This is a genomic window from Rhodococcus sp. NPDC057529 (genome assembly GCF_042802055.1).
GTDB lineage: Bacteria > Actinomycetota > Actinomycetes > Mycobacteriales > Mycobacteriaceae > Rhodococcus_F.
In genome coordinates this window covers 81880-105088 of sequence record NZ_JBHVEY010000023.1, presented here as the reverse complement: position 1 = coordinate 105088, position 23209 = coordinate 81880, and the positions used below count along the sequence as shown (strand labels likewise).

Annotated in this window: 21 protein-coding genes and 1 pseudogene; 14 read left to right on the top strand and 8 right to left on the bottom strand. The window is 66.0% G+C overall.

Annotation, left to right across the window (positions count from 1 at the left end; genetic code table 11):
• The first annotated feature begins 2 nt into the window (after positions 1–2).
• The 4 genes from ACFU5V_RS34140 to ACFU5V_RS34125 all read left to right on the top strand — a co-directional run bounded on the left by ACFU5V_RS34140 (position 3) and on the right by ACFU5V_RS34125 (position 4383).
• Positions 3–776, top strand: a complete 774-nt coding sequence (locus ACFU5V_RS34140) for an enoyl-CoA hydratase/isomerase family protein (protein ID WP_378704641.1) — start codon at positions 3–5, stop codon at positions 774–776.
• A gap of 61 nt (positions 777–837) precedes the next feature.
• Complete coding sequence (locus tag ACFU5V_RS34135) at positions 838–2448, top strand: AMP-binding protein (protein ID WP_378704639.1); 1611 nt, start codon at positions 838–840, stop codon at positions 2446–2448.
• Positions 2445–3602, top strand: coding sequence for an acyl-CoA dehydrogenase family protein (locus ACFU5V_RS34130; RefSeq protein WP_378704636.1), 1158 nt, complete (start codon positions 2445–2447; stop codon positions 3600–3602). Before ACFU5V_RS34135 ends, ACFU5V_RS34130 begins: the two co-directional genes overlap by 4 nt.
• A 28-nt stretch (positions 3603–3630) precedes the next feature.
• Positions 3631–4383: an SDR family oxidoreductase gene (locus tag ACFU5V_RS34125; protein WP_378704633.1), complete on the top strand. Its 753-nt coding sequence runs from the start codon at positions 3631–3633 to the stop codon at positions 4381–4383.
• Between the two features lie 322 nt (positions 4384–4705).
• On the opposite strand, the gene ACFU5V_RS34120 is transcribed toward ACFU5V_RS34125, so the two are convergent.
• Together ACFU5V_RS34120 and ACFU5V_RS34115 are read right to left on the bottom strand one after the other, a co-directional pair.
• Positions 4706–5029 carry a hypothetical protein gene (locus tag ACFU5V_RS34120; protein ID WP_378704631.1) on the bottom strand — a complete coding sequence of 108 codons (324 nt, stop codon included), beginning with the start codon at positions 5027–5029 and terminating at the stop codon, positions 4706–4708.
• 466 nt (positions 5030–5495) lie between these two features.
• Entirely contained in the window at positions 5496–5618 is a 123-nt protein-coding gene (locus ACFU5V_RS34115; protein ID WP_378704628.1) for a hypothetical protein, read from the bottom strand.
• A 318-nt stretch (positions 5619–5936) separates the two neighbouring features.
• On the opposite strand from ACFU5V_RS34115, the gene ACFU5V_RS34110 reads away from it, so the two are divergent.
• Positions 5937–6314, top strand: a complete 378-nt coding sequence (locus ACFU5V_RS34110; protein ID WP_378704627.1) for a serine recombinase — start codon at positions 5937–5939, stop codon at positions 6312–6314.
• A 21-nt stretch (positions 6315–6335) separates the two neighbouring features.
• Here the strand turns inward: ACFU5V_RS34110 and ACFU5V_RS34105 are convergent, their stop codons facing one another.
• Positions 6336–6500, bottom strand: coding sequence for a hypothetical protein (locus ACFU5V_RS34105; RefSeq protein WP_378704624.1), 165 nt, complete (start codon positions 6498–6500; stop codon positions 6336–6338).
• Between the two features lie 1098 nt (positions 6501–7598).
• On the opposite strand from ACFU5V_RS34105, the gene ACFU5V_RS34100 reads away from it, so the two are divergent.
• Positions 7599–8267 (top strand): NADPH-dependent F420 reductase, encoded by a 669-nt coding sequence (locus ACFU5V_RS34100; RefSeq protein ID WP_378704735.1) that lies wholly within the window; start codon positions 7599–7601, stop codon positions 8265–8267.
• Positions 8268–8536: 269 nt separating this feature from the next.
• Here ACFU5V_RS34100 and ACFU5V_RS34095 read toward each other — a convergent pair whose 3' ends face one another.
• Both ACFU5V_RS34095 and ACFU5V_RS34090 read right to left on the bottom strand, forming a co-directional pair.
• Positions 8537–9289, bottom strand: coding sequence for a nucleotidyl transferase AbiEii/AbiGii toxin family protein (locus ACFU5V_RS34095; RefSeq protein WP_378704621.1), 753 nt, complete (start codon positions 9287–9289; stop codon positions 8537–8539).
• Positions 9279–10346: a winged helix-turn-helix domain-containing protein gene (locus ACFU5V_RS34090; protein WP_378704619.1), complete on the bottom strand. Its 1068-nt coding sequence runs from the start codon at positions 10344–10346 to the stop codon at positions 9279–9281. Before ACFU5V_RS34090 ends, ACFU5V_RS34095 begins: the two co-directional genes overlap by 11 nt.
• Positions 10347–10830: 484 nt before the next feature.
• Between ACFU5V_RS34090 and ACFU5V_RS34085 the strand changes: the two genes are divergently transcribed.
• From ACFU5V_RS34085 to ACFU5V_RS34075, 3 genes are all read left to right on the top strand, one after another.
• Complete coding sequence (locus ACFU5V_RS34085; RefSeq protein ID WP_378704618.1) at positions 10831–11142, top strand: hypothetical protein; 312 nt, start codon at positions 10831–10833, stop codon at positions 11140–11142.
• 252 nt (positions 11143–11394) lie between these two features.
• Entirely contained in the window at positions 11395–11742 is a 348-nt protein-coding gene (locus ACFU5V_RS34080) for a hypothetical protein (RefSeq protein WP_378704616.1), read from the top strand.
• A gap of 530 nt (positions 11743–12272) precedes the next feature.
• A complete protein-coding gene (locus tag ACFU5V_RS34075; protein ID WP_378704613.1) occupies positions 12273–12443 on the top strand; it encodes a hypothetical protein in 171 nt (56 codons plus the stop codon).
• Positions 12444–12592: 149 nt separating this feature from the next.
• On the opposite strand, the gene ACFU5V_RS34070 is transcribed toward ACFU5V_RS34075, so the two are convergent.
• Positions 12593–13204 (bottom strand): hypothetical protein, encoded by a 612-nt coding sequence (locus ACFU5V_RS34070; RefSeq protein WP_378704733.1) that lies wholly within the window; start codon positions 13202–13204, stop codon positions 12593–12595.
• 1023 nt (positions 13205–14227) lie between these two features.
• Between ACFU5V_RS34070 and ACFU5V_RS34065 the strand changes: the two genes are divergently transcribed.
• The 4 genes and pseudogenes from ACFU5V_RS34065 to ACFU5V_RS34050 all read left to right on the top strand — a co-directional run bounded on the left by ACFU5V_RS34065 (position 14228) and on the right by ACFU5V_RS34050 (position 17822).
• Positions 14228–15289 (top strand): IS110 family transposase, encoded by a 1062-nt coding sequence (locus ACFU5V_RS34065; RefSeq protein ID WP_378704611.1) that lies wholly within the window; start codon positions 14228–14230, stop codon positions 15287–15289.
• 265 nt (positions 15290–15554) lie between these two features.
• Positions 15555–16526 (top strand): annotated as a pseudogene (locus ACFU5V_RS34060) (IS481 family transposase).
• An 87-nt stretch (positions 16527–16613) separates the two neighbouring features.
• Complete coding sequence (locus ACFU5V_RS34055; RefSeq protein ID WP_378704608.1) at positions 16614–17207, top strand: hypothetical protein; 594 nt, start codon at positions 16614–16616, stop codon at positions 17205–17207.
• A 60-nt stretch (positions 17208–17267) separates the two neighbouring features.
• Positions 17268–17822 (top strand): hypothetical protein, encoded by a 555-nt coding sequence (locus ACFU5V_RS34050; RefSeq protein ID WP_378704606.1) that lies wholly within the window; start codon positions 17268–17270, stop codon positions 17820–17822.
• Positions 17823–18098: 276 nt separating this feature from the next.
• On the opposite strand, the gene ACFU5V_RS34045 is transcribed toward ACFU5V_RS34050, so the two are convergent.
• Positions 18099–19622, bottom strand: a complete 1524-nt coding sequence (locus tag ACFU5V_RS34045; protein ID WP_378704604.1) for an aldehyde dehydrogenase (NADP(+)) — start codon at positions 19620–19622, stop codon at positions 18099–18101.
• 817 nt (positions 19623–20439) lie between these two features.
• On the bottom strand, positions 20440–21546 hold the full coding sequence (locus ACFU5V_RS34040; protein WP_378704602.1) for a mandelate racemase/muconate lactonizing enzyme family protein: 1107 nt from the start codon (positions 21544–21546) through the stop codon (positions 20440–20442).
• Between the two features lie 366 nt (positions 21547–21912).
• Here ACFU5V_RS34040 and ACFU5V_RS34035 point away from each other — a divergent pair, with 366 nt between their 5' ends.
• Positions 21913–23202 (top strand): D-arabinono-1,4-lactone oxidase, encoded by a 1290-nt coding sequence (locus ACFU5V_RS34035; RefSeq protein ID WP_378704600.1) that lies wholly within the window; start codon positions 21913–21915, stop codon positions 23200–23202.
• The last annotated feature ends 7 nt before the right edge of the window (positions 23203–23209 follow it).

Sequence of the window (23209 nt, the reverse complement as noted above, 5' to 3'; positions counted from 1 at the left end):
ACATGTCCGACGAAGTCCTCGTGGACCGCGACGGTGCCGTCGCCGTGGTGTCACTGAACCGGCCCGCGGTCAAGAACGCTATCTCGTTCCGGATGTGGGACGAACTGCTGGACATCTTCTCGGGCTTCGCACACGACGACGGTGTCCGGGCGATCGTGCTCCGCGGTACCGGCCGCAATTTCAGTGCTGGCACCGATATTGGGGATCTCAGTGCCGGATCGGGTGAGGCGCCGGACGTGCGTGCCCGGCAGTCGATGCAGCGGATGCGGGTCGTCACCGACGTCGTCGAGATGATGGACGCCCTGCCACAGCCGATCGTGTGTGCGGTACATGGCGTCGCGATCGGCGGCGGGATGGGATTGGCGCTCGGCGGTGACCTCGTCGTCGCCGCGCCTGACGCCTGGTTCCGGGTGGGCACGGTGTCGCTGGGCTCGATGCCCGACGCCGGTGTTCCGATGCAGCTCTATCGTACGGTCGGACTGCGGAGGGCCAAGCAGATCTGCATGCTCGACGAGCCGCTCACCGCGGACGATGCGGAGCGGATCGGGCTGGTCAACCGGGTGCTGGACGCCGACGATGTCGACACCTACGCCCTGACGGTCGCCCGGACACTCGCAGCCGCCCCGGGCGGGCAGCAGGTCCGGATCAAGCGGATGCTGAACGCGCTGCCGGACCGTGGCCTGTCCGGCCATCTCCGGCAGGAGATCCTCGACGTCGGGGACTGTGTCCGTGACGCTGCATACGTTGCGGTCGTGGACGGTTTCGTCACACGCTGACCGGTGCATTCGGCCCGGAGCCCCGGGGCAAAGCGGACTTTGGAGAAGGAAGGGAACAGTCATGGTCGTGTCGCTACCGGAGATGATGATGGCCGCGGCCGAGAGCGAACCGGATCGCGTCGTGCTCCGTGAGGTATCCGGATTGCAACTGGCGAACGACGACCTCGTCCGGCTCGCCGATGCCTGGGGAGCGATGCTGGCAGCCCAGGGCGTCGGACGCGGCGACCCCGTCGCAACCATGCTGCCCAACGGTGCAGCGGGGCATCTCGGCTGGGCCGGAGCCGCCTGGATCGGCGCGATCGAGTTCCCGGTGAACCACGCATTCCCGGTCGACTGGATCGAGCGCATCGTCCGGCAGGCCGGCGTGCGGGTTGCCGTGATCGCCACGGAGTTCGCGGGATTATGGGAACCATTGCTCGGCTCCGGGGCGCTGGAGCGTCTGATCGTGATCTCGGGATTAGAGTGCGCCGAGGTGTGGACGAGCGGCGGAGTCCGCGAGACCGTGCCCCTCGACCCCACCGGGGCCGCGCCGGTCCGGGCCGACCGTTACGACGTGTCCTGCATTGTCCTCACCTCCGGGACGACCGGGCCGAGCAAGGGCGTCGTAATCCCGTGGGGCCAGTGGGAGGCGCGCAGTGTCTCACCGAACATTCCGCTCCGGCACCGAACCCGCGAGTCGGTCTTCTACTGCCCCCTGCCGGTCTTCCACACCGGCGGTCGGGTGTACTTCTACGATGTCGTCCGCCAGCGCAGCGTCCTGGTGACCAGGGAGCGTTTCAAAACCGAGGATTGGCTCGACGACATTCGCAGTGAAGGGTGTACGGGCACCATCCTGATGGGAGCGACCGCCGCCTTCGTGCGCAACGTGCCGCCACGGGAAGATGACCGGGACTTGCCGCTGCAATACGCGCTCATGGCGCCGGTTCCTCGGTGGGTGGACGAATTCAAGCAGCGATTCGGTGTGACCGTGTACACCTCGTTCAGCGCGTCGGAGTACGCCTATCCGATTGTGTCCGGGGACCATTTCGAAGTGTCCGCCGCGAGCGCCGGAAGTTGCGGCATGCCGGACCCGGCGTACGACGTGAGGCTGGTCTCCGCGGACGGACGGGATGCCGGCGTGGATGAGGAGGGGGAGCTGCTGGTGCGGTCCGTACCCTGGGCGAACTCGCTCGGCTACTGGCGACAGCCGGAGCAGTCGGCAGCGGCGTGGCGTGACGGATGGTTCCACACCGGCGACGTCCTGCGCCGCGACGCAAAGGGACGTTTCCACTTCGTCGACCGGGTGAAGGACATGATCCGCCGGCGTGCGGAGAACATCTCGTCCCTCGAGGTCGAGACGGCGGCGCTCGAGCATGCCGACGTCATCGCGGCCGCGGCCTACGGTGTGCCGTCCGACTACGGCGAGGACGAGGTGATGCTCGCCGTTGAGCTCCGCCCCGAGGCCACGGCGGACCCCGACGAACTCCACCGGAATCTCTCGGAACGGTTGCCGCGCTTCGCCGTTCCACGGTATATCGATGTCGTCCCGGTGCTTCCGCGCAATCACACGGCGAAAGTGCTCAAACGCGAGTTGAAAGCGCGGGGAATCACCTCGAGCACCTGGACCTGCCCCGACCAGCGCCCGGCAGCCATGGCGACCGCAACACCCGACCAGAATGGGGAAGCACAGTGAGAGTTGCCTATCTGCCGGAACATCGGGACTACAAGCAGGCGCTCGACGACTTCGTCGCCGGGCACGTCCGACCGTTGCTCGACGATTTCGATCTCGACGACACGATGACTCGTGAGCGGTCACACGAACTGTGGGATGAACTGTTCGGGAACGGAATCCTCGATGAGGTGCCGCGTGACGCGGACGGTGCCTTGGACTGGACCGCAGCCGGAATCCTGCTGGAGTCCCTGGCCTACGGGAACGGCTCGCTGTCATTCATGGCGTTGTCGACCCTGGTGTTCCCGGCGCTGACGTTCGACACGCTCACTCCCGAACAACAACACATCTACGGTCACCTCTTCGCGCGAGGACAATTCCTGGCGGGTGCCTACTCCGAACCCGGGGCAGGATCAAACCCGGCGGAACTGCGCACCACCGCGCGGCGCGTGGATGGCGAGTGGGTGGTGAACGGTACGAAGCTGTGGATCTCGGGTGCCCACCACTCGGACGGGCTGCTGCTGAACTGTTTGATCGACGAGGGCGACGGCAGTGCCCCGACGATGGGGCAACTGCTGCTCGACCGGGCGGTGACCGCATACGAGACCAACGTGATCGACACGATCGGGCTCCGGGCGCACGGGTTGTGCGAGGTCGTCCTCGACGACGTCAGGGCCCCACTCCACGCCCACCTCTCAGCCGACGCGGCGAACAAGACGGAACTGCAGCGAACCCTGCAGCGAGGCCGATTGCTCATGGCGGCGATCGCGGTCGGGATGGCCCAGCGTGCGCTGGACATCACGGTGAACTATGCCGGACAACGCACACAATTCGGTCGCAGTATCGCGGGCTTCCAGCTGATCCAGGAACTCCTCGCGCAGATGTACACCGACGTCACACTGGCGCGGGTCGGCATGTTCTACGGCTTCAGCCGTCTCGACGAGGGACATCCGGTGGCCAAGGAGAGTTCGATGGCGAAGGCGTATGCCACCGAGGCCGCGCTGCGCGTCGCCAACGCCGGCATCCAGGTCCATGGTGCGATGGGCCTGAGCAAGGAAAGCGAGATCGAGACGATCGTCAGAGACGCACGGATGTGCACGATCCCCGACGGGACGACGCAGATTCACAGCCTGATCATCGGACGCGACCTCACCGGTCGATCGGCGTTCGCGTCGTGATCGACGAGACCGGATCGGAGGCAGGGCTGTGGGACGGGTGCAGGACAAGATCGTGATCGTGACCGGTGGAGCCCGGGGGATGGGCGCCGAGCACGCGCGGTTGCTCATATCCGAGGGCGCCCGAGTAGTGATCGGCGACATTCTCGACGACCCAGGACGAGCACTCGCTGCCGAACTCGGCGACACGGCCCGGTTCTACCACCTCGACGTCGCGAGCCCTTCGGATTGGGACGACATCGTCGCATACACGATCGCGGAGTTCGGTGGGGTGGACGTGTTGGTGAACAATGCGGGAATCACCCTTTGGGGTGGTATCGACACTCTCGGACTGGAGCAGTGGCATCGGATGATGGACATCGATGTCACGGGGCCCTTCCTCGGAATGCGGGCTTGCGCAGCGGAGCTGAAGAAATCGACCCGAAATCCGTCGATCGTCAACGTGTCGTCCATCGCCGGCCTGATTGGGTACTCGGATCTCGTCGGCTATGTCAGCGCCAAGTGGGCGGTGCGTGGTATGACGAAAGCGGCGGCACTGGACTTGGCGCCGTTCGGGATTCGCGTCAACTCGGTTCATCCCGGAGTCATCGAGACACCAGCGGCGACCGATCTGGCGGCGGCCCGTAAACACCGCAATCCCATGGGACGTCCCGGTCGTGCGGAGGAAGTATCACGACTTGTATTGTTCCTGGCCGGCGACGAGTCCAGCTTTAGCAACGGCGCTGAATTCGTCGCCGATGGCGGCGACACTGTGGGCTTCCATCAGATTCGTGTAGCCGTGTGAGCACATCTGATTGCCGGCCCATCGACAGAACCTGCGCATCTGGAGCCGGAGCCGATGAATTTCGCAACCATCGAATCAAACATGGTGACAGCGCAGGGTGTCGTTCTGCCGTTGTGAACAGAGCCCCTGCCAGGGATCCCCACTCTGGCGCAAGACACAAAGGAATACCGCGATGACGTCGACTCCCGACCACGCTGCGCGCTCTTGCCCGCCGAGCCCCGAGTTCACCGCCACGGTGAACGCCGGCCCCGAACTGCAGGCTGCCGCAGACGAGGACCGACTTGGAGCCAGATAGAAAAGTCTCCGGAGAAGCGGGGGAAGCTCAGCCGATATAGGGATGTGCCGGGCCGTCAGGCACACGGTGCCTGTCGAGTGCGAGGCCGAAGGTGACCAGGGGGCTGCTGCGAACGACGAGGTGCCGGAACGCCAGCAACCGTGCGTGGGGTCCATCGTCTCCGGTGATGGTGGCGGGGCTGATGCGGGCGGGCAGGAACGGTTCGACCTTCTCGACCGCGGACACCGGGACCGGGTCGGCGCTTTCGACGATATCCAACGGCAGCAGGATGACCCGCAACATGGCCCGGCGTCTCCCGGGCGACGGCGAGGTCGGGTCGCGCCGGCGGGTGACGAGGTCGAGACGTTTCATTTTGTGTTCCATCAATTCTCGACACATCCGGCACTCCAGCGCCGACCCAGGGGTTGGCAGGGGAGATGGTCATCTCACCGGATGTTGTGTGAGTGCGCCTGTCTCGCTCATCCCCGAACTTCCCGGGAAACACGCCCGCTCCGGCCGCGAAGGGGCCGGGGCGGGCGTGCCTGAGGCCGGAAGTTGGCCCCCGATCGGGTGGTTACGCGCGGGGCGGACCGAGAAAACTGCGGTGTGCTTCCATTGAAGTCGGCAGGGTTTTGTGAGCCGTTTTCGCTGCCGTAGAAGATCTGAAAGAGGATGCAGTCGCTGATATTTCCACGTTCCGGACCGTTGTCTTTCCGAAGCTGCTACCTCTGATACGGGCGCGGGTCAGGGCTGTGGGGGCCGAGTTCCCGGGGGCAAAATCATCGATCCTCAGGCAGTGAGGAGGGTGGCGGGGTGCGGTGTTGGCGCCAGTGTCGCGTCAGCTCTTCCGCTTTCGGATGGACTGAGTCGACGCGAGCGCCTTCTCTCGCTTCTCCGCCCGGCGCTCCTTGAGGGCACGTGCGGACTGTTTCGAACTCTTGACGGCGGACTTGTCAGTCATTGTCGGTCCTTTCCGAATCGGCAACCGCGAACTGACCTCGACCATACCCAACAAAAGAAATAAGTCCAGTTCAGCGGCCGAAACGCGGCGGTTCGGTGATGCGCGGGCCGCGGCGACGGGGTCGGTGGGTGCGTCGGCGGCCTGTTCCCGATCCGAGATACTCCCCGACCCCAGTGGCGGCCGGTGCGGTCGTCGTGCGATGTCCGTCGGGAGGTTCCGAGGTGTAAGGGGCGCAGGAAATTTCACGGACTTGCTTATTTCCCACCGATGGCTATGGTGCAGGGCAGCAATAGTGGCATCAATGTGGAGGACTGAAATGTGAGTGCAGCTACCGATCGTCAGTGGGCGGTTCGTGACGCTGTTCTGCGTTGGCTTCTCGCGAAGACAACGGAGGGATATCGCAGCCCGATTCTGGACGCGGATGCCATCGGAGCCGAAGTCGGTTGGGTGGCCTCGGCGCTCACCCGCGACGAAGTCGCCGACGCCTCGATGTTTCTCTTCAAGGAGAATTATGTGACCGGCGTGCCGGTGATGGGTATCGGGATTCCCCGACCGATGCTGACTGTCGCCGGACGTCGGGTGGCCAAGACCGGCAAACCCCTGCGGTACAAGGATGACGCTCACGAAGCGAAGATGCGCCAGCCTCTGGCGGCTCCACTCGCAGAGACCTCCGCGATGACGGCGGCAGTGAAATGACGTAGAGAACGGCTCGGCCGGTCACTCGACGATGAGTACGTGAGCTATGGGGTTGAGCTCGCAACCGCTGCGATCGGCACCGCCTTCGGTGCAGACCACGCCGACACCGACGAGGTCACCCTCGGGACCTTCGTCGCCGAGGTGGGTGTCCGCGAACGCCCACCCCGCGGCGAAGGTCCGACCCACATCGGTCGACTGTTCCAGCGGCCTGCGATCGATACGGCCCGGCCCGCATGCCGGCGACGTCCAGGCCAGGGAACATCACCGCAACAGTCGGAACGATAGCAGGATTCACCTGAGGGTCTCATGGACGTCAAGGTGCTCCGGAGTTCGCAGCGTGGCTGCTGGACGGATCGTGCCGATGGCCCGCAGAGCGACTTACAGTCTCGCCGGTCCGTCGCCGTTCGCGTGGTTCGGCGACGGGCCCGTTGTTCGCCGGTGAGGGTGTAGCGGTCGGCGACCACGTCGCGGCGTTCGCGTAGGGGACCGCATATGACCCTCGCCGGTGCCGGGTCGATCAGTACCGCGGAGATCAAGGCCCGACTCGCCGTGATGTTCGGTGACGACACCCCCGACCCCCTTCGCCCTCATTGCCGACCGCGCGGCTGCGGGCGAACTGAGCCCCACCACATCATGATCCGCACCGGCCGCCCCATTTGGCCCACCCCCGAGGAGGACCTGTCCCGTGAACCTCAATGTCGCCCTGCTGTTACTTGTCCTCGTCGGCGGAATCGGTGGCACCGCCGCCATCCAGGCCGCGTTGCGCCGCGGCGTTTGATCACGCCCCCCGCCAGTCCGACTTGATGTGCTCATCCGGATGTAGCCGCATGCGGGTGTCCCCGTGTGACCCCAGGGAAAGGTGTGGCTGGGTGTCCGAGCGTGGCAGGCCGTCATTTGGGACACTCATGCCTCTCACGCTTCGTCATATCTGGGGGTGTGATCGACAAGGGGAGGGAACGCTTTTGGTGTACAACGTGAGCCCGAATGCGCCGCCGACCTGTTGGACCCGGAGGCCGGCATCAGTACGGACCCCCGCGTCGAAGTCGGCCGGCTACCCGGCCAGCGGCCACCTACGATGACCGCGCACAGGAGCGTGACTCGGCCCGGGGAGCTGGACCAGATGGTGGCGACGCAGCGGGACATCGGCATTCTGAGCCGAACTGTCAAGTATTTGCATCTTATCGAGCGGAATGCGTTCACGCGGAACTATCCGACGGTGTCCGTTGTTGACGCATGCAGTAGGCGTGAAGTATCGCGGCACTACGGCGAAGGGGTACAAGAAATATTCGCATTGGAATCATCGGAGCTGGTCAGATCGGTGGCACGCTGACACGGAGGCTGACTGCGCTCGGTCATGATGTGCGCGTGTCGAACTCTCGGACACCCGACACCCTCGCAGACCTCGAGGCGGAGACCGGCGCAAAGGCGGCACTGAACACCGAAGCCGCCGAGGGTGCAGACCTGGTGATCGTGAGCATCCCGCAGAAGAACGTCGTGGACCTTCCCTCCGACATCCTCGCAGGCGCTGCCGATGGAGCTCCGGTGATCGAGACCAACAACTACTACCCGCAGCAGCGAGACGGATTGATCGCCGCCATCGAAGACGGTCAGGTAGAAAGTGAATGGGTGCAAGAACACCTCGGAGTGCCGGTGTTCAAGGCATTCAACGGAATCTGGTGGAAGCACCTTCTCGAGAAGGGCCTACCGGAAGGGTCGAGCGGCCGGATCGCGCTCCCCGTCGCCGGCGACGACGCACTGAAGAAGCAGGTGGTGTTCGATCTGATCAATCAACTCGGCTTTGACCCCGTCGACGCCGGCACCGTCGAAGATTCCTGGCGGCAGCAGCCGGGAACCCCGATCTACGCCAAGGATTTTGATCGAGAAGCGACGTTGCAGGCACTGGCGCAGGCAACGCCTGAGCGCACAGACGAGTGGCGTGCTGTGGCGGAGTGAGCGATCGGGGCCGAACGGCGGTTGCTGAAAAGAACCACGCCGCGCGGCCGGTGGGTTGGTCCTGGGTGCGACGCGCGCCCAGGCGGCATCGGTACCGAGACCGGGCGGGCGCCCGATCCGGTGGACGGCAAGCCGCTGGGCAGCGTGCGGGCGGTGGACCCGGATCGGGACCTGGTCGATGATTCGACCCCTGGCTCCGGGGCGGCCGGTCTGCACCACACCACATCGCGACCAGCGTTGATTTCGTCTCTCAGCTTGACGTGGCGGCGCTAGCGTTGTGTCGCGTCGGTCAACAGTTCGGCGACCAGGTCGAGGTCGTCGGTGGTGATGTCGCGGCCGCCGACTGCATGGATCCGTTGAAGCGATTGTGGGCGTTTGCGGGTGAACCACAGATCGACGTGGAGAGCGATGTCCTGCGCGGTGGCGGCGTCGACGGAGCGAATCTGGGCCAGTGCCGCCGGGCGGGTGCTCTCGTCGAGCATCAGGTGCACGATGTCGAGCAGGTCGGTGCCCTGCTTGTCCGCCGAGCGATTCATCACCGCTTGGAGTTTCATTGCGATCAGCGGCCCGGGCTCGGCGACCGGGGTGGTGACCGCGACGCGGTCACCGTTGGTGCGGATCACCTCGATGGTCATGTCGGTTGCGGTGTCGTTGGCCCAGGCGTGTGCCGAGGCGTGAAGGCGGTCTCCGGGGTCGTCGCTGGGGTGGTCGAGTTCGACCTGCCGGACTTCGAGCACGTCGACCTTGACTGCTCCGTATCGGGTGGGCAGCAGGACGGCCGCCGGCTCGACCGGTTCGGCGCCGTCGGCGGCGCGCAGGACCTCGAGTTGGGGGAGGTCGCCGAGAAGTCGGTCGACGAGGTCGAGATCGACGGTGGCGCGGTAGGGGTTCGACAACCGTGACAGCACGGCGAGGCCGCCGACGATGACAGGTGCCTGGCCGATGAGTGTACGAACCTCGATGACACCGGCGGCGACGGCGGCCATGGCATCGCCGACGAAGGTGACGTGGTTACCAGACACGGGTCCACCGATCGCCGGGTGTCCAGGCATCGAGGATTTCCCGGCCCCGCCCGAGGTCTTCGGCGAGATCGAGGGCAACGAAGAGCGGATGCGTGAGCGGCCATTCGAGTGGGTTGGTGTCCAGGTCGATCCGGGGCTGGACGGCCGCGGGAACCGGGGCGACCCGCACGGTGGCGTGCGCGTGCCGGGCGGACTCCGCGGTGCCGAGCAGGGTGCTCGCGCGCCGGAGGGTCGAGGGGTCGGGGACGAAGAAGTCGAGGGATTGACCTTCACGGTATGCGAGGGGTGCACCGTAGGCGGCGGCGGCAGCGGAGTCGGTCAGTGCCCACCCGGGCCCGTCGAGCGCGTCGAGACCGAGCCGGAGTGTGCGTTGCAGACTGGTATCGCCCGGTGTCGGGGGCCGGGCCAGGTGAACACGCCGGCTCGTCCACCGGTCGGCGACCTGCCAGAACAGGTCGGTGCCGATCAGGGTGTTGTTCGCGTCGAGGAGGCCGTCTCGTCGCAGGGCGGCGAGGATCTCCGAGACCGTGCTGGGGGAGCGGCCGACCTCGCGCGCCAGCCCGCGCACCGTGCCGGCTCGTTCGGGGCGGCGCAGGATGGCGGTGGCGACCTCGAGTCCGGCCTTGCCGGCGAGCGCCTCGGACCGTGCGGCGCGTTCCTTGACCGGCGCCACGTCGGCGTCGATCACCAGGCGGCCGGTGCGCAGTGCGAGTCGGCCACGCAGGTCGAGGTAGCCGCCGTGGTGGCGGATGAGCACGGTGCGCGCTGCGTCGGTCACCCGGTCGGCCACGACGAGCAACGGTGTGGACGCGGCCGAGGTGGTCGGGGGCGCAATGTCGGTGAGCAGTCGCTCGGCGACGTCGTCGGTGACTAACGTGCGGAACTCCAGTCGGATCGGCACTGCCACGCCGTCCGGGTCCACGACCAGGTCGGCGCGGCTCCCGGATGCGGTCACGGGCGGGCGGGCCTGAATGTCCAACTGCGCGAAGGCATCGACCACGGAGACCTCGATGCCCGCACCCGCGCGCCTCTGGCGCCGTCCGTTCACCGGTCCCATCCTTACAGGTGTTCGGTGTTCGGTCAATACCGAACGCCGAACACGGAACAAATGCCCACGGTGGGGTGTCGGGCGTGCAGGGGGCGGTCACGCGTGGTGTCGCGGCCCGGCCCCGGCCGCGGTGTCGGTGGCCGGCGGTGCGGAGTTGTGTGTGCAGCGCCTTTGAATTCGCTAGAGGTTGTCAGGCGTAGAGGAAATCGATGAAACCGAGCTCGTGCAGCCGCGAGTGACGAGAGTCGAGTAAGGACAGGGCGTTCATGACAATGGCGAGCGCAGGGAATGGGGGACGATGTTGCACTGCTTCTGTCGCGCCACTGAGTGTGGGTTGCTGTACCCGGGTGGCCACCCCCGGCCCCATGACAGGCGACTGCGTCGGGGGCGTTTCTGATCGTGGGTGGTGTTCGTGCAGGTCGGGTCGCGTAACGGGCCGGGCGGTGCCTATGCTCGATCTCGGGAGTTTCACCGAGCGAAGAGGTGCATCAGCATGGCCCGAAACAGCGGCAACCGGCCGGTCGATGGCCCGGAACTGACGGTCGGTGTCCGGGTGCTGGTCCGCAGGAGCGCCGGGGCCGATCTCACCGGTGCGGTGGTCGAGGACTATGGGGCGGTGACCGACCCGGGCGGTGGTGGGCACGAGTGGGCGCCGGTGCATCGGTGGGCGGTCGCGCTCGACGATGGGCGGCTGGTCTTTGCCGACACTGAAGACCTGACCATCGATCCGGGCTCCTTTCGCTCCGCCCCGAATCCGGGCCCGGGTTCGGCCGTGCGGGCACCCGGCCGGCACCGGGGAGAATGATCGGCGGCGGCCGCTTCGTGGCCGGTTCTGGGCGGCGCCAAGCACACTGCACACGAATTGCGCTAGCAGTGAGTCGATTACATGAATGACCGGCTGAGGTCCTGAAGGGGTTACGGCGATCTCACCGCACGATCTGTTGGGGTATGCGTGAGTCGTGGTACAGCTGCACCGGAATGTGTCGTGCGCTGTGGTGTTGTTCGGAACTGACGTTTCAGGCTTACCGTGTCCGGCATGAGAGATGATGAGGCCCGCGTGGCCCGGGCTTTCGCGGGGTGGTTGTCGTCTCAGGGGTGGACGGTCCGTACCGAGGCGGATTTCGTCGAGATCGTTGCCGAGAAGGACGGCCAGAGGCTCTACGTCGAGATCAAGGCTGCGTCGACCGCGCCGGGATTGGATGTCGATACCGCGATCGGGCAGCTCGTTCGGCGGATGCCGAGTGAGGCAGATCAGTCGGTGTCGTTTGCGTTGGTCGTTCGGGACGAGCCTCTTTCGGTGGAGGCTGCGGTGCGGGCACCTCAGCGGATTCTGGATTTGTTGGGGATGGCGCTGTATGCGGTCGATGAGGGCGGTCGTGTGCGGCAGCTCTTCGGCCGCGTGTGACGACAGCCCTGGGCACGAGCCGGGGCCCGTTGCCCCAATGCTGGTTTGTCGTTGTCTGGGGCATCCCGGTCGTTCATGCGGTCAGTGGCCGTGTCGGTGCTCGCGTTTGCGAGCTTGCTCTGACGGGAGCCGGGGGCTGGGAGACTTCGTCTCATGCAGCACTTTCTCGCCGATCATGAACCCCTCGTCACGGTGGTGATGGTTGTGGTCGTGGTAGCGCTCGCCGCTGCTGCGGTGTGGACGATCTTCCGCTGACCGGCACGGTGCCGGACGGTGTCGGTGTCGTCAGTGACGATGTGGCCGGCTGGGTGTGCGCCGACCGTTTGAGATGGCGACGGTGATCCGGGCGGCGGCGGGGTGCGCGATGCGGCGAGCGGTCGTGCCCTGGCGGCTGCTCTGTTGACCAGCGGAGAGGGCATGTCCCCGTCAGTGAGGCATGTGGTCGCGCATGCTGCGCGGCCAGCGGCCGTCTCGATGTCGTCGAGGGTGGCACGATTCTGATGGCGGCTCGCTCGGGCAGGATGAGAGTCGTGAGCGACCGGACTGCAGCCGACCTCGAGCGTGAACTCACGATGCTCGCCTTCGTTCGTGATCGTCTCCGGGCGTCGGAGGGCGATGATGTTCGTCTCCCGACCGCCGCCGTCGATGAGGTTCTCGACGAGCTGGGCAGCCTCGCACGGTCGCCGCGGGTCCCGACCTGATCCGCGCAGTGTTCGGGTCGAGATGACACGTCGTCCCGCTGGTGCTTCGAACGCAGCGGCGCTCGGCCATCGCGCTGGCACGATGGCCGCCGGGTGACATTGTCGGTTTGCTCGGCAGGGGGCTGGAGTGCGCAATCCGTCGCGCGAGGCTATCTCGGTGGTCTGTCGAACTGTTTCCATTCGTGTGCCCAGCGCCGCAGCCGGTTTCGGTGAAACAGTCGGTGTGCGAGGGCTGCAATCAGCAGGATGGTGCCGGCGGTGAGGGCCCAGAGGCCGCAGGCGGCGGTCACCGCGAGGGCGGTGTTTTCCTGGCTGTCGGGGATGGGGCCGGTGAGGTTGCCGTCGGCGTCGACGCTGATGGTGATGGTCTGCCCGGCCTTTGCCGGGGTGTCGGTGGGGACGGCTCCGGTGTGTTCCCCGTGGGGTGTGGTCCAGCGGGCTCGGGCGGTGTTCTGGGTGCCGGCGGGTCGAATCGCGTACTCGGGAATGTCGGGGGCGAGGTAGGTGTCCTCGAGCAGGACCGCGGATACCTGGTGCATGCCGGCGCGCAGCGTCTGGGTTTGCTGTTCGAGCCGGGTATGGGTCGCGGTGCCGAAGGCGGCGACGGGGATCAGCAGCAGAACCACAGTGGCGGTGAGCAGCATGAGGGTGGCCTCGACGCGGTCGCTGGGACGCATCAGGTGGTTGCGGCTCCACGGGCCAAGCCGCCACCACCGAATCGGTGCGGCCACGGGTACCGGTGCCGGTTCCTCCCGACGCATGGTCACCTCCCGCAGGATTTCTGCTTCCCCGTCCTTCGATTGTGCGACGTAATCCGACGCGGCGTTTCCGCACGTTGCTTTGTGAGCGCAGGAAAGGCTCACCCGGGTGTTTCAGCCGGAAGGTTCGCGGCGGTATTCCTCGCCCGGCTCGTGAATGAGTTCGCTGGGTTTGCGGTGCTGGCGCTGCGCGAGTTCGCCGAGCTTGTTGCTCAGCGGCAGTGGCAGTGGAAGTCGGACATGCCGTTTGGGGGAGGCGCCGCTGATGCCCGCGTCTTGCACCAGGGACGGGCAGCCGGCGCCGGGCTCTCGTGCAGGGCTCGGCCCACTCGGTGAGCTCGGCCCACTCGGTGAGCTCGTCGTAATCGGTGTTCTTATCGGTGCTGTTTATCGGTATGTCACCTCTTGTGGGTGGTGGTGCTGGGTGCGCTGTTCGGATACCTGCGTGGATCGGTGGTGCATCGTGTTGCGGTGCAGGGAGCGTCTTCGTCCCCGGCTCCTGACGGATCAGGGACGGTCTCATACGGGCAAGATGCCCGCGCGTCCATCACATGGAAGACCACCATGCCCCCATGCCCATGGTGGGCGATCGCCCATGTCTCGGGAGAGCCGGCACAGAGCGACAGCCCGGCTCGGCGCTCACGAATCTCGACGGGCATCGACACGACGTACCTTCCTCGTGGACTGCGCACCCCTCGGAACAGGCGCTTGCGAGGAGTGGTGCGTTGACAGGGGTGTTGCGTTCTCTACGGCTCTCTAGTTGTAGTTCCGACTTGTATGGGTGTCAGCGGTCGTGATCGGGTCAGCTACCCGTAGCGTTCCGTAGCAGACCGGAAGGGCTGACTCGTGTAGTTCCTGTCGCCCGGATCGTCGGGTTGACCCTGCCTGGGTGTGTCGAACCCTTCCGGTCTGCGTTCGCGGAGTGACTGGAGAGAGGCGTGACCCCAAGCTGCTGTGAGAGGTTACTTGAAGTCGGATTGTCCTCCGCGGATACCCAACCCCTGGCAGAGAAGGGAACCGTCTTCCATGATCGTCATCGGCATCGATCCCCACAAGTCCAGCCACACCGCGACCGCGGTCGACCCCGGCACCAACACCGACCTCGGGTCGATCCGCATCGACTCCACCCTAACCGGCTACAAGACACTGATCGCCTGGGCCAAGACCTGGCCGCAGCGCACCTGGGCGGTCGAGAACGCCTACGGTCTCGGACATCACCTCGCGCAGTGGCTCCTGGCACTCGGGGAGGTCGTCCTCGATGTCCCCACGACCGCCACTGCCCGCGTGCGGGAACTCTCCCGCGGCGGCCGCCGCAAGAACGACCGCATCGACGCAGCCGCGGCGGCGTGCGTAGCCGCAATGCAAGGCGACGCCCGTCCGGTCGATCCGGAGGGCTCGGCCGAGATTCTCGGACTGCTCGATGAGCGACGAAATAATATGTCGAGCAGTAGAACTCGGATCATGAATCAGCTTCACGCGCTACTTCGGCAGCTGCTTGCCGGTGGTGCTCCGACCTCGCTGACCGCTGCTGCGGCGGCAGCCTTGTTGCGGGGCTTCCGCGCCAAGAGCGCTGTCGATCGGATGCGGGTCGGGCTGTGTCGGGAGTTGATCGCGGACGTCCGCCGTCTCGACGACCAGCTCGCGGCGAACGAGAAGCAGATGGCCCAAACGCTCGACGAGCACGGCACCCGCCTGCGCGAGGTCGACGGGATCGGTGCGGTGACCGCGGCCCGGCTGATCGGCCGCACCGGCCGGCCCGACCGGTTCCCGACCGCGGCGGCCTTTGCGAACTACAACGGCTCGGCACCGGTGCAGATCGCCAGCGCCGACACCGACCGTCACCGCCTGTCCCGCTACGGGGACCGGCAGCTCAACAGCGCGCTCTACACCGTCGCGGTGGTTCAGATTCGGATGCCCGCCAGCGCCGGGCGCAACTATTACGACAAGAAGATCGCCGAGGGCAAGAAGCCGGCAGCGGCCAGGCGCGCCCTCAAACGTCACCTGTCCGATCACGTCTGGCGCATCATGCTGGCCGACGAAAATCGGCATCTTCGACCACATACAAATCAATCCGACAGAGCTGCTTGACAAACAGAGAGGCACCCAGGCAGGTTGTGAACGGCGTGGGGGCCGTTTCAAAATCGCAGTGGCGCTCGAAGTTGAGTGTTTTTGCCCAATCGGCGGAGGGTGATTTGATCCCTCAAACCACTCTCCGTCGATGTGGGAGCGTCTGTTAGCGGTCCTCAGGATTGTCACCAGTCAAAACGCAACAGCCCCCGTGGCGAACAGAAATAGGTGAGGACCTCCGGTATCGGTGTGGTTACCACACACACGCCGCTACCGAGAGGCCCTCATGACACACCGTAATGCCTTCCTGACTCCACGGGGACGTTCCACACTCGCGCGACTGGTCCTCGAAGACGGCTGGTCGCTACGCCGGGTAGCGGAGCGGTTCTAGTGCTCGCCAGCGACGGTCAAGAAATGGGTCGACCGCTACCGCGACGGCGGCGAGACCGCAATGGACGATCACTCGAGTCGACCACGTCACTGCCCACACCAGACCCCGACCCACACCGAACGACGGATCATCAAGGTGCGATTCACCCGCCGCTGGGGACCACACCGCATCGCCCACCACCTGCGCGTGGCCCGCTCGACCGTCGAAGCGGTCCTGCGCCGGTACCGGATGCCGAAGCTGGCTCACCTCGACCAGGCCACCGGTCTGCCGGTCCGCCGGCCGCCGGCGCACCGCTACGAGCACGACGCACCGGGCGACCTGGTCCACGTCGACATCAAGAAGCTCGGCCGCATCCCGGACGGCGGTGGCCACCGCAAACTCGGCCGCGCCGCCGGACGTCGCAACCGCTCCGGAGTGGGCTACTCGTATCTGCATCACGCCGTCGACGATCATTCGCGGCTCGTGTACTCGGAAATTCTGTGCGATGAGAGGAAGGAGACCGCTTCCGGGTTCTGGTCCCGAGCGAACGACTTCTTCGCGGCCCACCACATCACCGTCACACGGGTGTTGACCGACAATGGATCCTGTTACCGTTCAAAAGCTTTCGCTGATGCACTCGGCCCGGACATTGCGCACAAGCGAACCCGGCCGTACCGACCCCAGACCAACGGCAAAGTCGAACGATTCAACCGGACCCTCGCCGCGGAGTGGGCGTACGCAGAGACCTACCTCAGCGACGAGGCCCGCTCATCGACCTACCAAGCCTGGCTGCATGACTACAATCACCACCGACCCCATACCGGGATCGGCGGCAACTCACCCATCGACCGCGTCGGCGTTCACAACGTCCCCAGGAATTACATCTAGTGACCACGGGATGGGGCTACCCCAGAATCCGCGCGGGTGGGCGTGGCGCCGGGACCTCCGCCGGGCCAGGTGGCTAGGGTCGGGCAGGTGAGCGGCAGCGAGCGGGTGGTGATGTTCGACATCGACGGCGGCCTGGCGGACCTGTCGGCATTCACCCACCTCCTGACCGGCGACTCGGAAGGGAGCCGCCGACAGGCGTGGCAGCGGTTCTTCGACCATGTCGGGCAGGCGGCGGTCATCGAACCGGGCCGAGATCTAGCGGAGGCGGTAGCCGGTCTGGGGTTCGTGGTGGTGTATTCCACGACCCGGCCCCTCTCCTGCGCGGACCAGACCCGGATGTGGCTCGGGGGGAACGGATTTCCGCCCGGTCGCGCGCTGTTGTGCCGCTCCCGCAATGATGTCCGGTCGGCGGTCGAGGTCAAGGCCGGCCACTGCCGGGCCGTGGAGAAATGGTTGTCGGCGTTCGTCGACGACGAACCGGACACCGTGGACGCACTCCGCTTGGGCGGGGTGCGGACGCACTGGTTCGACGAGTTGTCGGGCCTGCGGGTACGCGAGCTCAAGACAGTGCTGGTCGCAGGCACGACCGCCGCGCAGAGCGGCAACGGGACGAACCGGCGACGGCGTCAACGCGCTACACCCCACCACCGACCGGGCCGGGTGGCACAGAGATCGCCCTGAACCGGAACTTGACCAGACTCCGGTGATCGGTGTCGCAGCGGCTCCCTAGACTCTTCACTCATGCTGACTGCCTGGGGCGATGAGAGCGGATCGCAGCCCGACCGCGATCCCGACACGTACCTGATCGCGGCGGCGTTGTGCGACGAGGACGACGTCCCGGAAATCCGCAAAACGATGGAAGCGCTACGGCTCACGACGGAGAAGAAGGTCCATTGGCACGGCAGCAGCACCGACCGTCGGCACGATCTCATCGAGGCAGTCGCAGCCCTCCCACTGGCAGGTCTCGTCGTCATTCACACCGAAGCCGCGGTCTCCGACCGGCGCCACCGCAGAAAGTGCCTGGAGTATCTGCTCCCCAACCTGGCCGAGATGCCCTGCAGTCACATCACACTCGAATCCCGCAGCCACCTCGATGCCAGCGACGTCGACATCCTGCAGAAGTTCCGAGCGCAGAAGGTGATCACGTCATCGCTGCGGGTGAATCACGCCGTCGGCATGGTCGAGCCGGCGCTCTGGGGCGCGGACATCGTGTGTGGTGCGGTGGTCCAATCCCGGGTCGGGAATCCCAGCTACCTGGCGAAACTCGCGGGTGCGGTCGACCTGCGACAGATTTGATCCGGAAACGACGCGAGCCACAGGCCTCGTCGTCCGGCGAGTTGTCCTGTGGCTCACTTCCAGCCCCACCTCGATGGGGTGGCTTCACACGGAATATACCACCCACCGAGGTGTCAGTACCCGCGCTCACGATCCAGCATCCGAAGTCGGGGGACGATCCGCCTCGACAACACCGGTATCGCGGTGCCAGAGAGGGGCCCGGATTCGGGGACGTTGCTGTGCGGGTTGAGGCAAACCACGCGCGGGACGTTCGGCTGTCCCGCGCGCGCCGACGACCTAGCGCACCGCGCCGCGGAGCTCACCGTCGATGCGGCGTGGGATGCCGGTGTAGCTGTCCCGGAGTTCCTCGGGGAGAACTGCTTCGGGTGCGTTCTGGTAGGTGATCGGGCGGACGAATCGGCGGATCGCGGTGGCCCCGACGGAGGTGTGCAGCGAGTTCGTCGACGGCCACGGTCCGCCGTGGGTCTGGGCCCAGGACACGGCCACGCCGGTGGGGAATCCGTCGAAGACGATGCGGCCTGCGCGGGTCGCGGCGAGTGTCGTGAGGGCGGCGACGAGAGTGCTTTCGTCATCGGTCACATGCAATGTTGCGGTCAGCGAGGACGGGAATGTGTCGAAGACCTGGGCCGCCGCCTCCTGCGTCTTTTCCGGGTTGTATCGGGCGATGACCGCCACGGGCCCGAACACCTCGTGGACGATCGTGTGGTCGAGTTCGTCGAGGGTGGTCTCGAAGAGCATGGGAGTCACGGCGAATCCGGTGCCGGAGTCGCCGGGGGCCTTCAACGCTCGAAGGTCGGCCCGATCGTCGAGGGCGGAGGTTTCTTCGGTGTAGGTGGTGAAGATGCGTTCGTTGAGCAGGACGTGGCCCTTCGCGGCTGCCAGCGCATCCCGTGCGGACTCGATCAGGCGATCACCGGCGTCGCCGATGGGCACCAACACGAACCCGGGCTTCGTGCACAGCTGTCCGGACCCGACGGTGAACGAGGTGACCAGGCCGGTCCCGATCTCGGCGCCGCGTTCGGATGCCGCACCCGGTGTGACGATGACCGGGTTGAGGCTGCTGAGTTCGCCGTAAAACGGGATCGGCTCCTCACGGCCGCCGATGATGTCGAGCAGCGCCTTGCCGCCCGACAGCGATCCGGTGAACCCGACCGCCTTGATCGCGGGGTGAGCGACCAGTCGTGCGCCGCCTTGGGTGCCGAAGACGATCCCGATGACACCGTCGGGTGCCGCACTGGCATCGAGCACCGATTTCAGGATCTCGTACGACAGCTGGGAGGTGGCGGGGTGTGATCCGTGCGCCTTGACGATCACCGGTGATCCCGCCGCCAACGAGGAGGCGGTGTCGCCGCCGAGCACCGAGAAGGCGAACGGGAAATTGCTGGCGCCGAACACCGCAACGGCGCCGATCGAGGTGAGGATCCGGCGCAGGTCCGGGCGGGGTCCCATGGGGGTCTCGGCGGCGGGGTCGATGGTCGCTTCGAGATAGCTGCCTTCACGGAGCACGTCGGCGAAGAACCGGAACTGGAAGGCGGTGCGGGTCAGCTCGCCCCCGAGCTTTGCCTCGCCGAATCCGGTCTCCCGCGAGGCGGTCTCGATCAGTTCGGCGCGGCGGCGCTCGACCTCGTCGGCGATCTGATCGAGTATCTCGGCGCGGGTGTCGCGGCTGAGCGCCGCGAACGCGGCCGCAGCGTCGTCGGCCGCGCGAGCGAGTGCATCGACCTGGTCGGCAGTGGTGGATGCGGCGACCGGGGGGAGGGCGTCGCCGGTTCGGGGGTCGGTGCCCGCGATCATGGTCATGGGGTTTCCTTTCGTGGTGACCAGGGTGCGTGGTCCGTGGTGTCGGAGTCAGCGCGATGTGGAGGGCGTGAGGAGTGATCCTGTGGTCACGGGATCGCCGCCGCCTGCGGCATGGTCGTTCGCGAGATCGCCGGCGAGGGCGATGAACAGCCCCGCCGTGGTAAGGGCATCATCGAGGGCGTGGTGGGGGTGTGGATCGGGAGGTTGAGCGCAGTCGCTGACTTCTCGGGCGGCACCACGCAGTCCGGTTCGACGGCGACATCGAGCAGCGGCATCGCGAGTGGAGCTGTATCGACGATGGGGCGTGCGACGGTGCGATGAGAGAGTTGGAATGCGGGGCGGAGCAGGGTCCATTCGACCCGGGGACCGCACTTGCACGACTTCGTACCTGGACACGGGTCGCCAGTGGAGGTGTCGCCTCCAGATCCCGAGTTCGGATGCCGTGGATCCGGATCGAATCTCCCGGCACGGATCAAGTGACGGTGACGAGGTCGTGCACCGACTCTGCGAAACGCATGCGACGGTCGCGGACCGGCCGGGACCGGTGGGGATGGTGCACATCGCCTCAGGAGATGAGGCCGGTGGCTTCAGGGTCGACCACGGTGAATTCGTCGTCTCGCCAGTTTCGCTGCAGCAGTGATCGTCCCGACGATTCGTCGCCCGCACCGCCAATGGGGGAGGGAGACCGGCCGGCGCCGAGACGTGCTCGGAGATAGCACCGCGACCGTGGATGGTCGTGGTGCGGCGGCGATCGAGGATTTCGACGAACTCCTTCATCTCGCCTCCCCCGATTTGATCGTGGTGTCGAACCTGAGTTTCAGTTTCCGACGACGAACAATGGCGCGCCGAGCGCTTCGACGTCGACGGTGATACCGAGGCCGGGACCGGTGGGGGCCGAACCGCGCCCCTTGACCGAGCGCGGCTGGTGTCCGGCGACGTGGCCATCGGTCCAGTCGTTGAAGAACGGAGTCATCAGCAGGCTCTCAGGACGGGTGGTCGCCGCGACATGGCTGGTGGCGGCGGTGATGACATCCCCACCCCACATGTCTTCGACGGAGACGAGCATGTTCAGTTCCTGGACGAGGTCGCGCATGCGGGCGACGTTGGTCAGTCCGCCCAGCTTTCCGAACTTGAGGTTGATCGAGACCGCGTTGGCGTCGTTCTTGGCCCGGAAGACCTCGGTGGAGTCGATGATCGACTCGTCGAGCACGAGTGGCACATCCGATCCGCGGTGGGCGAGGATACAGTCGGTGGTGGTGCGGCAGGGCTGTTCGACGAAAATCGGCAGGTCCGCCATGCCTTTGAGGGCGATCTTCGCATCCGAAATGTTCCATCCACCGTTGGAGTCGGCGACGATGACGGTGTCCCGGTCGCCGGCCTCGACACAGGCCCGGGCCCGGACCGTGTCCTCGTGCGGATTGTTGCCGACCTTGAGCTGGAACCGGTTGATGCCTTCGGCCCGGCGTGCGCTGATGAAGTCGGCCATGGACTCGGGGCTGCCGAGCGGGACTGCCTCGTAGAGCGGAAAGTCGCTGTTGAGCACACCACCGAGCAGCGCCGAGATCGGCTGTTCCGTGGACTTTCCGAGCAGGTCCCAACAAGCGATGTCGATGGCACTCTTGGCGAATCCCTGTCCCATCAGGGCCGAGTCCATCACCTGGTAGACGTTACGAACATTCGTCGGGTCCAGCCCGATCAGTCCGGGGCCGAGTTCCGCGAGAGCAGCCCGGATGCCGCGAGGAAAGGTAGGAAGATAAGTGGTGCCGAGCGTGGTGATCTCCCCCCACCCATCGAGCCCCTCGTCGGTCCGAATGCGAACCAGGGTGCCGTCCTCGGTCACGGCGGCCCGATTACCCGACATGACGTACTCGCCGTGGGCGTATCCCAGCTCGTATCCAAAGACGTCGATTCCCACGATCTTCATGGTGAAGCTCCTCCACGCGATGTAGCGGCGACTACGCAGCACTCGTACCCGATATAGAATGTAATCGGTAATCGACTACTGTACACCTGCCGTCTCCGGGCGGCAACGGTTCTCGCGGGTGGTGGGGGTGAACGATCGATGCCGCAACCGGCTTCGATCAGCGATCCGCTGCGGCGCGGAACAGGGGTTCCGGGTCCTGGTGCGCCGGGAGGTGTGGTTCAGGTCACCGCAATATAGTACATTACCTGTAACATCTTACTAGGCGGTTCTTCGCCGGACGCCGTCTCGGCGCCACGGCACCGCATCCAGGCGCATCGCCACGTTACGACTGCCGTACCGACAGCCCCATGTCGGGAAAGGACGACCATGCCCGAGCACACTCCCACCTCGATCGTTTCCGGCGACCTCCCCGCGCAGGACTTCGTCACCGCCGACGAGGCGGACGACAAGAAGTGGTCCAACTGGGGTGGAAACCAGAGCTTCGCCTTCAGCTCCTTCGCTAAGCCCACTACCGACGACGACGTCGCGCACACTGTGCGCCAGGCGGCGCACAACGGCACCGGGGTCCGGGTAGCCGGTAGTGGCCATTCCTTCACGCCGATCGTGCAGACCGATCACACCCTGATGAGTCTCGAATCCCTCTCCGGGGTGACCGGAACGGACTCCGCCAACCGGCGTGCGAACGTGCGCGCCGGAACGCGGCTGTGTGACATCGGAGCACCCCTGTGGGATGCGGGACTGTCGCTGGCGAACCAGGGCGACATCGACGCTCAGGCGCTTGCCGGCGCCATCGCAACGGGCACGAAGGGCTCCGGGCCCGCGTACGGCAGCCTGTCCGCGATGGTCCGCACGGTCCGCCTCGTCGACGGCACGGGCCAGATCGTCGAGATCTCCGAGAGCGACACCGAGCGGCTGCGCGCAGCGCAAGTCTCGCTCGGCATGCTCGGAGTCTTCCTCGACATCGGGATCGAAACGCTGCCCGCATACAAGCTCCGTGAACGCAACGCGGTCCTCCCGTTCGCCGAGGTGCAGGAGAACTGGGGCCGATTCCTCGGCGACTACCGCCACTTCTCGTTCTGGTGGATGCCGACCGCGGAATCGTCCGCCATGTACGACCTCGGGACCGTTCCTCAGGATCACTGCGTCGTCAAACTGCTCGGGCAGTTGCCCGCCGACGCCGAGGACGTCCACGCCGAACCCGGTCAGCGCACCGGCCGCGCGCACCTGATCTACCCGGACGCCACCACCGAGGCCCGGTTCCACGAACTCGAGTACATGGTCCCCGCCGACCGCGGCGTCGAAGCACTCGACGTCGTACGGAACTTGATGCTGCGCAAACACCCCGACCAGATCTCGCCGGTGCAGGTCCGCTGGCAGAGAGCCGACGAGGGCTACCTGTCTGCGCACTACCGGCGCGACACGATGTCGGTATCGGTATCGGGTCAGGTCGGGACGGTCTACGAGCCGTTCCTGCGCGAACTCGATCGCGAACTGCAGCGGTTCGACGCTCGCCCGCACTGGGGAAAGATCCACTTCCTCACCCGCGACCGTGTCGAAGCCTTGTATCCCATGTACGACGAGTTCCAGTCAATCCGTAGGGAATTCGACCCCAAGGGGATCTTCCTCAACCCGCACCTGCGCGAACTGTTCGGCTGACCGCCGA

Bases quoted from the DNA above. Each gene is read 5' to 3' on its own strand.
- ACFU5V_RS34140 (WP_378704641.1), top strand. From the start codon at position 3: ATGTCCGACGAAGTCCTCGTGGACCGCGACGGTGCCGTCGCCGTGGTG.
- ACFU5V_RS34135 (WP_378704639.1), top strand. From the start codon at position 838: ATGGTCGTGTCGCTACCGGAGATGATGATGGCCGCGGCCGAGAGCGAA.
- ACFU5V_RS34120 (WP_378704631.1), bottom strand. From the start codon at position 5,029: ATGAAACGTCTCGACCTCGTCACCCGCCGGCGCGACCCGACCTCGCCG.
- ACFU5V_RS34115 (WP_378704628.1), bottom strand. From the start codon at position 5,618: ATGACTGACAAGTCCGCCGTCAAGAGTTCGAAACAGTCCGCACGTGCC.
- ACFU5V_RS34090 (WP_378704619.1), bottom strand. From the start codon at position 10,346: ATGGGACCGGTGAACGGACGGCGCCAGAGGCGCGCGGGTGCGGGCATC.
- ACFU5V_RS34085 (WP_378704618.1), top strand. From the start codon at position 10,831: ATGGCCCGAAACAGCGGCAACCGGCCGGTCGATGGCCCGGAACTGACG.
- ACFU5V_RS34070 (WP_378704733.1), bottom strand. From the start codon at position 13,204: ATGCGTCGGGAGGAACCGGCACCGGTACCCGTGGCCGCACCGATTCGG.
- ACFU5V_RS34065 (WP_378704611.1), top strand. From the start codon at position 14,228: ATGATCGTCATCGGCATCGATCCCCACAAGTCCAGCCACACCGCGACC.
- ACFU5V_RS34050 (WP_378704606.1), top strand. From the start codon at position 17,268: ATGCTGACTGCCTGGGGCGATGAGAGCGGATCGCAGCCCGACCGCGAT.
- ACFU5V_RS34045 (WP_378704604.1), bottom strand. From the start codon at position 19,622: ATGACCATGATCGCGGGCACCGACCCCCGAACCGGCGACGCCCTCCCC.
- ACFU5V_RS34040 (WP_378704602.1), bottom strand. From the start codon at position 21,546: ATGAAGATCGTGGGAATCGACGTCTTTGGATACGAGCTGGGATACGCC.
- ACFU5V_RS34035 (WP_378704600.1), top strand. From the start codon at position 21,913: ATGCCCGAGCACACTCCCACCTCGATCGTTTCCGGCGACCTCCCCGCG.